Raw genomic sequence first — 11,728 nt, forward strand, 5'->3', positions numbered from 1 at the left:
ATGTCTGTGATTGAGCATAAAAAAAACAGCCGAGTTGTCAGCTGTATGATCATTACAGTGAGTGATTCAAGGACATTGTATACGGACAAAAGCGGACAATTGATGGAGCAATTATTAATTGATGCCAACCATAAGATTGCAGGGAGAAACGTTGTGCATGATGATATTGCTTCGATTCGAAATGCTGTTGTTTCTGCAACGCTGATGTCTGACGTCGATGCTGTTTTAATAAATGGGGGCACAGGGATGGCTGGCCGCGATGTGACGATAGAAGCTGTTGAGCCAATGCTTGAGAAGGAAATGCCCGGTTTTGGGGAGATTTTCCGGATGCTCAGCTATCAGAAGGATATTGGCTCAGCGGCGATTTTATCAAGAGCCATTGCAGGAATACGAGGCTTCACACCAATCTTTGCCGTCCCAGGTTCATCCGGAGCAGTCAAACTCGCCATGAATGAACTCATCATTCCAGAACTAACCCACATCGTTAACGAAGCTACCAAAGACCACAAAGCATAACTAGACCTTATTATGACCCACATCATTCGTTTTGCTTAGTTAGTTCGCAGTTGAGACTTTTTAAACGAGAAAACACATTACAGCGTACTTAATATGAAGGAGCAATGGGTTGCCCTAACCTTGGAGTTTGTTCAAAATAGAAATAGGCTGAGAGCGCTTAGTCGTGAAGATTCAAATATGTTTCAAATGAAAACTAAAACAAGAGGTGGACCGGTGGGGTCTGCCTCTTGTTTGTTTTTGAAAGTTTTCATCTGTTTAGCGTACGACGAGGACGTCGCATGTGGCGTAGCGGGCGATGCTTTCGGAGACGCTGCCGATCAGGAAACGTTCCATGGCGTTCATCCCGGTAGCCCCGCAAACAATTAGGTCTGCATCAAAATCTTTTGCAATGTTTTTGGGAATTTTTACTTTTGGAGAGCCGTATTCAACCACACGAACAAGATCATCGACTCCGGATTGTTTCGCAAGCTCAACATACTCATCAAGCAATTCTTTTGCATATTCTTCTGCACGCTCAGTTAACGTTCTATCATACACCTCAATGGTAGCGAATGCCCTGGAATCAACAACATGGGCAAGGATAAGCCTTGCATTATTATTGCGCTTAGCGATTTCCAAAGATTTCTTAAATGCTTTCTCCGAGGCTTCGGATCCATCCACTGCGACAACGATTCGTTCATATTTAAATTCCATGATGCCACATCCCTTCAAAAGAATTTCTTTCCTCACTTTCATTATAACGCTTTCAGTCCTAATTTGGAAAAGAAAGTCTAACAACTTTATGAGCATTTTGGACAAAGTAACATTATGGAGGTGATAGAAGTGGGCAAAAAGAAACCAAGTGAAAAAAACAATTTATTTGATGATAAAGATGGAACAGCAGCTGTGCAAAATCAGCTGAACGAAAGCTATCAAAAAGGTGTTATTGAAGATCAACTTGATAACAACAAAGGTATTCACACCTTTAACAACCAGAAAAAATAACAAAAAAAAGGGGGAATCCCCCTTTTTGTTTAAGATACGATTTGTAAGGTTTTAGGATACTGTGTTAAGACTTCAGCACCTTTGGATGTCATGAAAATCATATCTTCAATCCTCACCCCTGCAACCTCAGGGACATATATTCCTGGCTCAATTGTAAAGCACATTCCTTTTCGCAGTGGCGTTTTGTTTTCCCCGTGCATAGAAGGTGCTTCATGTGTTTCAATGCCGAGTCCATGTCCGATTCGATGAGGAAAATACATACCATATCCTGCTTCTGTTATATAGTCTCTGGCAGCTTGGTCGATCTCTCCTGCCGATGTGTTGAGTTCAGATTTAAGCAAGGCATTTTTTTGTGCGTTCAGAACTGTGTCATAAATGGTTTTCTGCTCTTCGTTAATTTCTTTAAAAGCGACGGTTCTCGAGATATCAGAACAATAGCCATTGTGGATGACACCAAGATCAAATAAAACCATATCACCTGACTTAAGAGTATTGCTGCCCGGCGTTCCATGAGGGGAGGCTGCTTTGGGCCCAAAGAGGACCATGGTAGAGAATGACATAGCTTCAACCCCGCGTTGTTTCAGACCGTATTCAATAGCTGCGATGACCTCAAGTTCCGAAATGCCTTCTTTCAGTGCTGCAACTCCCAATTCCACGCCATAATCTGCTAACTCAGCGGCTTTTTTTAGATGTTCATATTCTTCAGCACTTTTAATACCACGAAGATTAGCAAGTTCATCTTGTACATCCACTGCTTCACACTGTGGCATAATGCGCGTAACTTCATTGAATCGTTCCATCGTGATATGATTGAATTCAAGGCCGATTTGTTTTGGCACGCCTTCATGACTTTGTAAATGGGCCATTAGCATATCCCAAGGATTCTCGTGGTCCTGGTATGCGATGATATCGTGTTCCCATCCTGCATCCTGCGCATCTTGTTGTTCCATACTGGGAACGATCAAAATGGGCTGATGAAGATGATCAGCATAAACGGCAATCAAACGTTCATGTGGATCTGAGTTGTAACGACTGAAATAAAACACATTGGCTTGTGATGTGATTAAAACACTGTCAGTACGTTGTTTTGATAAACTTTCCAAAAGAGTCGTCATTCGTTCTGTCATATTGCTGGCACCTCTTTATTTCATGATTGGTCCCATTATAACAAATTCAGGTAGAAAAAATGTAATTGAAACCTTCTCCGACTTCAATCGTATGACTATTAACCGGTCATAGAGGGAATCATCCAAATATAACAAGGAGGTCATACACATGTTTAAGTTTTTTAAACGCATGAAGACCGTTGTTGGCTCTGAGATGAATGCCATGCTTGATAAAGCAGAAGATCCTGTTAAAATGCTGGATCAATTTTTAAGGGATATGGCTGCGGAGATCAGCGAAGCAGAAAAAGCAGTCGCGAAACAGATTGCTCATGAAAAAATGGTAAGACGAAAAGCGGATGACGCAGAGGCCATGATTGATAAACGGCAAAAACAAGCAGAACAAGCGGTCGATGCCGGAGATGATGATCTTGCTCGCCGGGCACTTGAGGATAAGAAAGAACACAAACAGCAAGCTGATCAGCTGAATGAAACATGGTTGAATGCCAAAGAGGACACAGAGGCGTTAAAATCACAGCTGAACGAAATGAAAAAAGAATATGAGCAGATGAGACTGAAGAAAGACACACTCAAAGCACGGGCTCAAACTGCACAAACTAAAACCAAAATGAACCGTACAATGTCATCAATTGGCAGCGACGAATCCAAACTTGGGTTTGAGCGCATGGAAGAGAAAGTCCTGCAATATGAAGCAGAGGCTGAAACAAGTGAAGATTTGAAAGTGGAAAAACGTGCAAGTCTGGATGATGAATTTGCCCGGTTTGATGACACAGTGGAAGAAGAACTGGAAACATTAAAGAATCAGATGAAGCAAAATAAAAAAGCAGAATAGATGATTAACGAGAATCTAAAGGACAGTCTTTTTGGACAAAGGCTGTCCTTTTGGTATCATGGAATGGTAGAGGTATTACCTCATATCATGGATCACTCAGAAAGGGAGATGGTGTATAATGAAACTTTCTTATCATGGTCACTCAGTTGTTAAAGTCGAAACAAACAATCATGTAATTTTGATTGATCCGTTTATCACAGGAAACGAGCTATGTGATTTAGATCCTGAAACCGTAAAGGCGGATGTGATTTTATTGACACATGGCCACAATGATCATGTTGGGGATACTGAAACCATTGCCAAAAACAATGATGCCTTAGTGGTAGCCACTAATGAATTGGCTGTATACTTGGGCAAAAAAGGTTTAAACACACATGGTATGAATATAGGCGGAGCACGGGATTTTGATTTCGGACGTGTGAAGCTTACAAAAGCATTCCACAGTTCTTCTTATGAAGAGGAAGATGGAACGACAGTTTATACAGGAATGCCTACAGGGATATTGCTGACAGTTGAAGGCAAAACAATATATCATGTTGGTGATACCAATTTGTTCTCCGATATGAAACTGATCGGTGACATGAATGATATTGAGGTTGCCTTTGTACCTATTGGAGACAACTTTACCATGGGTCCGGACGAAGCTCTTGTGGCAACAGACTGGATTAAGGCAAACACGGTGGTACCTGTACACTTCAATACATTCCCTGTAATTGAACAAGATCCAGAAGCGTTTGCTCGAAAAGTTAAAACTGGAAAAGGGAAAGTTATGAAAGTCGGAGAAGTTATGGAACTATAAACTGCTTAACCATGACGTCCAGGCAGTAACCACACCTGCCCTGGACGTCATTTTACTCGACGAAAATTAGTGGTTAAATGAAAATGAAATAGATAAAAAATAAAGACAAATTTAAGTAAACTGCGAACTAATTAGACCACTTTAGTTTTATGAGAGGGTCGCGATTTGCGCTGCGGGAAGTCGCTTTAACTTTATCACAGCTCAAGTGCGACATCTGTTCAAGAAAAACACTTTCACAGTGTCTTCTAGCCGCGGGCACGGCCTCAGCCTCCTTGCCCCGGCAAGGGGTATGTCGACGTTGCCCGCAAAGGGCGGTTTTAGTCGACCCTCCCTAATGTAACGCCGTGGGGTCTTCGGACTCGTGCTGTTCCCGCAGTCAACCATGTATCGCAAAAAACGCTATACACCACAAGGGGATGAAAATAGATGTAGGGTGGCGATACTAGTGCTACGGCTGGATGAGGAAGGTCGATACTCCTTGGTGCCTTAGAGCCCTACCCGCAGTCTGACTCCTTCGACCACGGCGCATCACTTATTGTTGCTCCCTTTCGGGAAGCACTCATGGTAGATTAACCCTATTCTGGTTGTTGCGCCAGCCTTAAAATATTTGATGCCGTAGAAAGGATGCTTTTCAATGGATATACTCATTGAAAGAGCATGCGGTTTGGATGTCCACAAAGACAACATTACTGCATGCATTATCACACCAAAAGGAAAGGAGATTGAAACATTTTCAACCAAAACTGTTTATCTGATCGGATTAGTGGATTGGATCAAGGAACACAAATGCACACATGTTGCGATGGAAAGCACGAGTGTCTACTGGAAACCAATTGTTAATTTGTTAGAAGCAGAAGATATTGAATTCTTAGTAGTGAATGCGCAACATATTAAAGCTGTTCCAGGAAGAAAAACAGATGTCAAAGATGCTGAATGGATTGCTAAGCTTCTTCGTCATGGTTTACTAAAGGCTAGCTTCATTCCAGATCGGAAACAAAGGGAACTACGTGAACTTGTTCGGTATCGTAGAAGCATCATCGAAGAACGTGCGAGACAACTCAATCGAATTCAGAAAGTCCTAGAAGGCGCTAACATCAAACTAGGTTCTGTTGTTTCTAACATTACAGGCGTCTCTTCTCTAGATATGCTTCGGTCTATAGCTAATGGCGTTGAAGACCTTGATGTTTTAGCCAATTATGCAAGAGGCGTAATGAAACAGAAAAAAGAACAACTAAAACTTGCTCTACAAGGTTATATACAAGATCATCAGCGGTTCATGATAAAGACTATTATAGACCACTATGATTACCTTACTAAAACAATAGATATGCTTGATGAAGAGATAGCTCAAAGAATGAGTGAATATCAGGAAGATATTGAGCGACTGGATTCAATCCCAGGAATAGCAACAAGAATGGCTGAACAAATACTTGCAGAGCTTGGAACAAATATTAAAAAACAATTTCCTACTGCACCGCAAATGTGTTCATGGGCGGGGTTAGTTCCCGGTAATAATGAAAGTGCTGGGAAACGTAAATCATCTAGAACTAGGAATGGAAATAAATATTTGAAATCTGCATTAATTGAAGCAGCTCATTCACTTCGGGGTTCCAAGACCTATCTCGGAGCACTCTATCGTCGTACGGCTGCCCGTAAGGGTAGAAAACGAGCAGCAATTGTAGTTGCTCATGCCATTTTACGAATAGCCTACTATCTACTAACTCGTAAAGAGATGTATGTAGATTTAGGCGAAGATCACTTCGACAAGCAAAGAAAACAATCTATTGTTAACCATTCACTGCGCCGCCTAGAAAGTTTAGGATATACAGTTGATATTAAGGAACAAGAAGTATCTTAACATCTTACTGATTCTATACCCATTAGACATTGGCGCTCTCCTACTTTTTTTTAAAAAAGAATGAGCTGCGTCTACTTTAGTATTGCCATTTTTAAGTATTATAGTATTTTAATTTTCATGGTAGGAGTCGACTTCCCTCCGCTCCAATCACTTAATGTTTTTCAGTGGCTTGGACGGTTCTGCCTGAAACCAAGTATGAATGATTTCAGTTTACAGGCTATTATCAATATCTATACGCAATTCAAACTTTCATCTGTTCTGCCCACGAAAGCGGGAAGAAAGGTGAACACTTCTCACCCAGCTCGGGGAAAACACGGAGACTCCTGTGGGAGGAGAAGCCTCGGTGAGACCCCGGAGGTCGATAGACCGAGGAGGCTCAGCAGCGCCCACTGGACGCGGAGTGTTTTCCCCGAGCGGTTGCCAGAAGCAGTCATTTCAAGTTTTCTTTGGTTCGCAGTTTGTGTCTATTGTTCGGTAATGTTATTTTTATGGAAAATGTTGATGATGGGGAGGGTTTTTGTGGGTCTTGTATTGAGTGGTCTGTTTTTTGTTTTAGGGCTTATTTTTGGATCTTTTTTTAATGTGGTTGGTTTGAGAGTGCCTGAGGGCCGATCTTTTGTGAATGGGCGTTCTGCGTGTCCGAATTGCAATAATACCCTGGGAGGGAAAGAGCTTATTCCTGTGGTATCTTATATATTCCAGCGCGGTAAATGTCGTCATTGCAAAACGAAAATCTCATTACTTTATCCGGTTGTTGAACTCGCCACTGGCTTTTTATTTGCTTATAGTGCGTATATGATTGGTCTGCAGTTTGAATTGATCACAGCCTTGCTGTTGGTTTCTATGCTTATGATTATACTTGTGAGTGATCTGATTTATATGATCATTCCTAACAAGGTCCTGTTGTTCTTTTTTCCTCTGATGATCATAATGCGCATAGCGGTTCCGCTAGATCCATGGTGGTCTCCGATTGCTGGGGGATTGGTGGTGTCCTTCTACTCGCATTGATCATCCTCATTAGTAAAGGTGGTATGGGTGCAGGGGATATGAAATTATTTGGCATTCTGGGTATTGTGCTCGGGTTTAAAAAGATGCTCCTGGCATTTTTGCTATCAACAGTGGTTGGCGCAATTATCGGGGTTATTTTACTAATGACAGAAGTCATTAAACGTCAGCAGCATGTGCCATTTGGACCGTATATTGTACTTGGAGCACTGATTACATACTTTTATGGTGATTTTTTGGCCGATTGGTATATCGACTTGTTATTTTAAGTACCCTTGTTTAAAGACATGAAGAGGTATCAATCAACATATGCTGTAGCAAAGGGGGAATGGTTTATGCGCCATTATTCAATTTTAAAACTGATGTTGGCAGCTTTGTTTCTATACTTTGCTTGGCCCGTTATACCTGAGGCAGTTACACATCTTGAAAAAATGTTCTGGTTAAGCTGGCTTGCTTTTTTCTTTTTGGTGGCGGGAGCCAATTTAGCTACACTGCTAGGCATGACACGGCCACCCATTATAGAACAGCGCAGTGAGCCTGAGCGCCGGATGCTTAATGATTGAGCGTACAACCGACAAACTGTTATAATGAAATAAGTGAAACAGAGTAAAACAGTTGAAGGTCGGTGAAAGATAATGACAAAGCACGAGCAGATATTGGAGTACATCAATAATCTATCTATCGGCCATAAGATCTCGGTGCGCCTTATAGCCAGGCAACTAAGTGTCAGTGAAGGAACCGCCTATCGGGCAATTAAAGAAGCTGAAAACCAAGGTATGGTCAGTACGATTGAGCGTGTGGGGACCATCCGGATAGAACAGAAGAAAAAAGAGAACATCGAGCACCTCACATTTGCGGAAGTTATTAATATTGTGGATGGACAAGTGCTGGGCGGTGCCACTGGTCTTCATAAAACCTTAAATAAATTCTTGATTGGCGCCATGCAAGTAAAGGCTATTGAAAGGTATATTCAAGCAGATTCGCTTCTGATTGTCGGAGATCGGAGTGAAGCTCAGGAGCTGGCTTTGGAAGAAGGCGCCGCAGTGTTAATCACCGGCGGCTTCGACACAAGCCCTTATATTAAACAATTGGCAGATGAAAAATCGCTCCCCGTCATGTCCACCAGCTATGATACTTTTACGGTTGCAGCGATGATTAACAGGGCCATATACGACCAGCTGATCAAAAAAGAAATTGTCTTAGTTCGGGATATATACACCCCTGCGGATAATGCTTATTCACTGCAAATAGATCATAGCGTATCAGATTGGTACAAGCTGAATGAGACAACGCATCATACCCGTTATCCAGTTGTTGATAAAAGTGGTCGTGTAAAGGGAATGGTGACATCCAAAGACATTATCGGCCGGGACAACGAAACAAAACTCGATAAAATCATGAGCAAAAATCCGATTATGATCCATCCTGACACTTCCCTTGCCTATGCAGCTCATATAATGGTCTGGGAAGGGATCGAAATTGTACCTGTCGTAGATAAAGGCCACATCTTAAAAGGTGTTGTATCACGGCAAGATGTTTTGAAGGCATTGCAGCAGATCCAGCGTCAGCCACAGGTCGGTGAAAAAATAGAAGATATTGTAGCTGCTCAAATGGAAATGGGGCAGAATGAGCAAGGAGATCTGGTTTTCCATTCGACAGTCATTCCGCAAATGACCAATCATCTTGGCACACTTGCTTATGGGGTTTTTACTTCGATGATGAATCAGGCATGCCGGAATTTGCTTGAGCATACACAAGATGCGGATATAGCGATTGAGAATATGTCAGTTTACTTTATTAAACCGGTGGCCATTGACAGTCATTTGGTTATTAAACCTTCCATTATGGAAATAGGGCGCATGTATGCCAAGATGGACGTGGAAATGTATCACCTTGACCAACTGGTTGGAAAAGGCATGTTGATGGGGCAAGTTATTTCAAGGTAGTTCAGCAAGTTTAAGCAAAAAATAAGCTGCCCTGAGCAGGCAGCTTATCCATGATTGAGTTTCTTCCATTCATTTCGATAATGTTTTGATTCCTTGAATCCTCTTAATAATTGCATCATGCCCAATATAAGAAACACAATGGCAACAAATAAAGTGACTCTGTCTTGAAACAGCAAATAAGAGTTAATGCCGAAGAAAGCCACAAAAACACCAAGACAGATACGGGATTTCGCGTTAAAGTAAGCTTGTGTCAGACGATCCTTTGACCTTAGAATCGCAACCTTGTAATATACATATAGTACGGCGGAAAGTATAATAACAATGGGAAATATAATCATAAACATCTTCTCCTGTGCTGAATATATACGCATTAACAAGTCTACCTTGTTTTGCGCACGAAGGAAAGAAAAAACGTTCAACAGTCTATCATAAGGAGTTCCGCAGATGCCAATCACATCGATAATTCAAGAAATTAAAACGTATCATACAATTATTATTCATCGCCATGTGCGTCCAGATCCTGACGCCATTGGTTCTCAGGCTGCGCTTCGAGAAGTTATTAAAGCCTCATTTCCAGAAAAGCATGTTTATCTTACTGGCGAAGATACTGACTCATTAACATTTTTATCTGAGATGGACAATGTTAAAGATTCATTATACAAGGGAGCACTTGTGATCGTTTGTGATACCGCAAACACCGCGCGAATATCTGACGATCGATACGAAAGTGGCGATAAGCTTATTAAGATTGACCACCATCCCAACGTAGATGAATACGGGGATATCGCCTGGGTTGATCCTTCTGCAAGTTCAACCTCAGAGATGATTTATGAACTTTATTTGACAGGGGAAAAAGAAGGTCTCCGTTTTACAAAAGAGGCTGCCCGGCTTATATATGCGGGGATCGTTGGAGATACAGGCCGCTTTTTGTTTCCGAGTACGACTACCAAAACATTTCGTTATGCTGCCGAGCTTGTCAGTTGGGATTTTGATCGAACAGGTTTATATGATGAGCTGTACCGCATGAATGAACACATTTCGAGATTGCGCGGGTATATTTTACAGCAGTATCAAGTGCGACCCTCAGGCATGAGTTCGATTAAGTTAACAAGACAAACACTTGAAAAGTTTGGTGTCGATCCTGTAGATACGGGTCAATTTGTCGGTGTACTGGGAGATATTGAAGGGATCAAGGCATGGGTCTTTTTCATCGAAGAAGACGATCTAATACGTGTTCGGCTCCGTTCAAAGGGCCCTGTTGTTAATGAAATTGCTGCTAAATATAATGGCGGGGGCCACCCTCTTGCGGCGGGAGCCTCTGTAAATACCTGGGACGAAACAGAAGCGGTAATTGCTGATCTAGACGCAGCCTGTCGCAAATTTAAACCATAATAAAAGGCGCTGATGTCAATTGTTCTAAGTTGACATCAGCGCTGATGATTAATGAGTGGATTGATCTTCCTGAAGGGGTATAAACCAACAGCCTGATGGTGTATAGTCGTAACAGACATGTAATTGGTGTTTGGCAATTCCTCTTTTGATGAGGCGGATCAATTCTTGCGATTCTGCATTGATTGGGGTGTTGAGCATTGATTATAAATGAACGCTCGATTCGTGATGGAAAGATTAAACAGCTGGCACATGGTGAGATTGCGTTAAAAGAGAATGTAAATTAAAGTATATGTCATTGTATGAAATCTTATAGGCGTTAGATACTCTTTTTGGTGTTTTTTAAGAAATTGCCATAAATTTCATTGATGCATTTTGATTTTAAGCAGGAGAGATAACTTTTGAGATAAAATGATCCGATCCACTTCAAAAAAATAGTCGACATCATCAACATGATAAGTTTTATTTTCAATGGTTGATACGACAAGATTGGCATTTTCCCCCACGGTTTCCAGGTTATGGCCAATGAGATGATCAATTTCTGCTTTAACCAATTCTTCCAGTTGATAGGTTGTCAGTCGGTCAAGCCGAAGCTGTTGACTGTTGGAAAATTTCACAGAGATGGTTTGTACTTCGAGATGTTGCTTGTTCTCTTCTTCCTTATCTTCTTGATCTTGTTTCAAAGATTTGTTCTTTGCATTAAGATCCGTAATCTGTGCTTTCAGGCGCAAGTTCTCTTCCATCAGATCCTCATACATTGTTCCATACATGAACATAACAATTCCGTATGCGATAATGCCACCAAATACAACACCGATAAAGGCGTGCTGCCAGTGGATTTTTTTCAGTTGCGGGGGGACATACATTAGGATAAGTCCTCCTGTATCAGAGATTCAATAATGACTATGGCAGTCTTAACCCCGCCCATTGCGGACAGGATAAACAACGCTTGTTTTAAAAGATCGAATGTGGAACCGTCCAAAAAACCTTTTTCGAATTTCTCAATTGTATCGAAAGTACCTCCGATCGCTGCGACAATTGCCCAAATCCGCAAGCTTTTAGCGATGCGCCCCATAGCTGATAGTGGCGCATCTCCAGTTGCAAAGGAACCCATGCTGCCAATAATTGTGCCGCCAATAACAACACCAAAAGCTATGAAATAACAATGGATAAAAGTGGTAAAAAAACGTTCTTCCATGGCAGCTGCCTCCTGTTAAGTGGTTATCACTAAATAATATGACGCCAGAGGACAAGATATGAGCAAGGCGTGCAAGA

At 41.7% G+C, this 11,728-nt stretch carries 15 protein-coding genes; 10 read left to right on the top strand and 5 right to left on the bottom strand.

The features are described 5' to 3' along the window. Complete coding sequence (locus JNUCC1_RS14765) at positions 1 to 516, top strand: MogA/MoaB family molybdenum cofactor biosynthesis protein (protein WP_156646157.1); 516 nt, start codon at positions 1 to 3, stop codon at positions 514 to 516. A 255-nt stretch (positions 517 to 771) separates the two neighbouring features. On the opposite strand, the gene JNUCC1_RS14770 is transcribed toward JNUCC1_RS14765, so the two are convergent. Then, positions 772 to 1,209 (bottom strand): universal stress protein, encoded by a 438-nt coding sequence (locus tag JNUCC1_RS14770; RefSeq protein WP_156646158.1) that lies wholly within the window; start codon positions 1,207 to 1,209, stop codon positions 772 to 774. A gap of 129 nt (positions 1,210 to 1,338) precedes the next feature. Between JNUCC1_RS14770 and JNUCC1_RS18340 the strand changes: the two genes are divergently transcribed. Continuing rightward, positions 1,339 to 1,500, top strand: coding sequence for a hypothetical protein (locus JNUCC1_RS18340; protein ID WP_197431801.1), 162 nt, complete (start codon positions 1,339 to 1,341; stop codon positions 1,498 to 1,500). Between the two features lie 29 nt (positions 1,501 to 1,529). On the opposite strand, the gene JNUCC1_RS14775 is transcribed toward JNUCC1_RS18340, so the two are convergent. After that, complete coding sequence (locus tag JNUCC1_RS14775; RefSeq protein ID WP_156646159.1) at positions 1,530 to 2,627, bottom strand: M24 family metallopeptidase; 1,098 nt, start codon at positions 2,625 to 2,627, stop codon at positions 1,530 to 1,532. 148 nt (positions 2,628 to 2,775) lie between these two features. Between JNUCC1_RS14775 and JNUCC1_RS14780 the strand changes: the two genes are divergently transcribed. The 7 genes from JNUCC1_RS14780 to JNUCC1_RS14805 all read left to right on the top strand — a co-directional run bounded on the left by JNUCC1_RS14780 (position 2,776) and on the right by JNUCC1_RS14805 (position 9,064). Then, the gene (locus JNUCC1_RS14780; protein WP_156646160.1) at positions 2,776 to 3,456 is read left to right on the top strand and encodes a PspA/IM30 family protein; all 681 of its coding nucleotides are present in this window, start codon (positions 2,776 to 2,778) and stop codon (positions 3,454 to 3,456) included. 118 nt (positions 3,457 to 3,574) lie between these two features. Continuing rightward, entirely contained in the window at positions 3,575 to 4,255 is a 681-nt protein-coding gene (locus tag JNUCC1_RS14785) for a metal-dependent hydrolase (RefSeq protein WP_156646161.1), read from the top strand. Between the two features lie 634 nt (positions 4,256 to 4,889). Then, a complete protein-coding gene (locus tag JNUCC1_RS14790) occupies positions 4,890 to 6,113 on the top strand; it encodes an IS110 family transposase (RefSeq protein ID WP_156646162.1) in 1,224 nt (407 codons plus the stop codon). A 417-nt stretch (positions 6,114 to 6,530) separates the two neighbouring features. Next, positions 6,531 to 7,121, top strand: coding sequence for a prepilin peptidase (locus JNUCC1_RS19335; protein ID WP_331713806.1), 591 nt, complete (start codon positions 6,531 to 6,533; stop codon positions 7,119 to 7,121). After that, positions 7,118 to 7,387: an A24 family peptidase gene (locus tag JNUCC1_RS19340; protein ID WP_331713807.1), complete on the top strand. Its 270-nt coding sequence runs from the start codon at positions 7,118 to 7,120 to the stop codon at positions 7,385 to 7,387. The genes JNUCC1_RS19335 and JNUCC1_RS19340 overlap by 4 nt, the downstream gene beginning before the upstream one ends. 18 nt (positions 7,388 to 7,405) lie before the next feature. Beyond that, complete coding sequence (locus JNUCC1_RS14800) at positions 7,406 to 7,681, top strand: hypothetical protein (RefSeq protein WP_231784242.1); 276 nt, start codon at positions 7,406 to 7,408, stop codon at positions 7,679 to 7,681. Positions 7,682 to 7,750: 69 nt separating this feature from the next. Further along, positions 7,751 to 9,064: a DRTGG domain-containing protein gene (locus tag JNUCC1_RS14805; protein WP_331713892.1), complete on the top strand. Its 1,314-nt coding sequence runs from the start codon at positions 7,751 to 7,753 to the stop codon at positions 9,062 to 9,064. A 44-nt stretch (positions 9,065 to 9,108) separates the two neighbouring features. On the opposite strand, the gene JNUCC1_RS14810 is transcribed toward JNUCC1_RS14805, so the two are convergent. Beyond that, positions 9,109 to 9,402, bottom strand: coding sequence for a YtpI family protein (locus JNUCC1_RS14810; protein ID WP_156646165.1), 294 nt, complete (start codon positions 9,400 to 9,402; stop codon positions 9,109 to 9,111). A 106-nt stretch (positions 9,403 to 9,508) separates the two neighbouring features. On the opposite strand from JNUCC1_RS14810, the gene JNUCC1_RS14815 reads away from it, so the two are divergent. Continuing rightward, complete coding sequence (locus JNUCC1_RS14815; protein WP_156646166.1) at positions 9,509 to 10,456, top strand: DHH family phosphoesterase; 948 nt, start codon at positions 9,509 to 9,511, stop codon at positions 10,454 to 10,456. Positions 10,457 to 10,815: 359 nt separating this feature from the next. Here JNUCC1_RS14815 and ytrI read toward each other — a convergent pair whose 3' ends face one another. After that, complete coding sequence (gene ytrI, locus JNUCC1_RS14820; protein ID WP_156646167.1) at positions 10,816 to 11,319, bottom strand: sporulation membrane protein YtrI; 504 nt, start codon at positions 11,317 to 11,319, stop codon at positions 10,816 to 10,818. After that, positions 11,319 to 11,651, bottom strand: coding sequence for a YtrH family sporulation protein (locus JNUCC1_RS14825; RefSeq protein ID WP_156646168.1), 333 nt, complete (start codon positions 11,649 to 11,651; stop codon positions 11,319 to 11,321). Before JNUCC1_RS14825 ends, ytrI begins: the two co-directional genes overlap by 1 nt. Positions 11,652 to 11,728 lie beyond the last annotated feature (77 nt).

The sequence above is a fragment of the Lentibacillus sp. JNUCC-1 genome (assembly GCF_009741735.1).
Classification (GTDB): domain Bacteria; phylum Bacillota; class Bacilli; order Bacillales; family Amphibacillaceae; genus Lentibacillus_B.

Coding starts and splice junctions, on each gene's coding strand:
- JNUCC1_RS14775 (WP_156646159.1), bottom strand. CDS start 2,627: ATGACAGAACGAATGACGACTCTTTTGGAAAGTTTATCAAAACAACGT.
- JNUCC1_RS14765 (WP_156646157.1), top strand. CDS start 1: ATGTCTGTGATTGAGCATAAAAAAAACAGCCGAGTTGTCAGCTGTATG.
- JNUCC1_RS14825 (WP_156646168.1), bottom strand. CDS start 11,651: ATGGAAGAACGTTTTTTTACCACTTTTATCCATTGTTATTTCATAGCT.
- JNUCC1_RS14810 (WP_156646165.1), bottom strand. CDS start 9,402: ATGATTATATTTCCCATTGTTATTATACTTTCCGCCGTACTATATGTA.
- JNUCC1_RS14800 (WP_231784242.1), top strand. CDS start 7,406: ATGAAGAGGTATCAATCAACATATGCTGTAGCAAAGGGGGAATGGTTT.
- JNUCC1_RS14790 (WP_156646162.1), top strand. CDS start 4,890: ATGGATATACTCATTGAAAGAGCATGCGGTTTGGATGTCCACAAAGAC.
- ytrI (WP_156646167.1), bottom strand. CDS start 11,319: ATGTATGTCCCCCCGCAACTGAAAAAAATCCACTGGCAGCACGCCTTT.
- JNUCC1_RS14815 (WP_156646166.1), top strand. CDS start 9,509: ATGCCAATCACATCGATAATTCAAGAAATTAAAACGTATCATACAATT.
- JNUCC1_RS14780 (WP_156646160.1), top strand. CDS start 2,776: ATGTTTAAGTTTTTTAAACGCATGAAGACCGTTGTTGGCTCTGAGATG.
- JNUCC1_RS14770 (WP_156646158.1), bottom strand. CDS start 1,209: ATGGAATTTAAATATGAACGAATCGTTGTCGCAGTGGATGGATCCGAA.
- JNUCC1_RS14785 (WP_156646161.1), top strand. CDS start 3,575: ATGAAACTTTCTTATCATGGTCACTCAGTTGTTAAAGTCGAAACAAAC.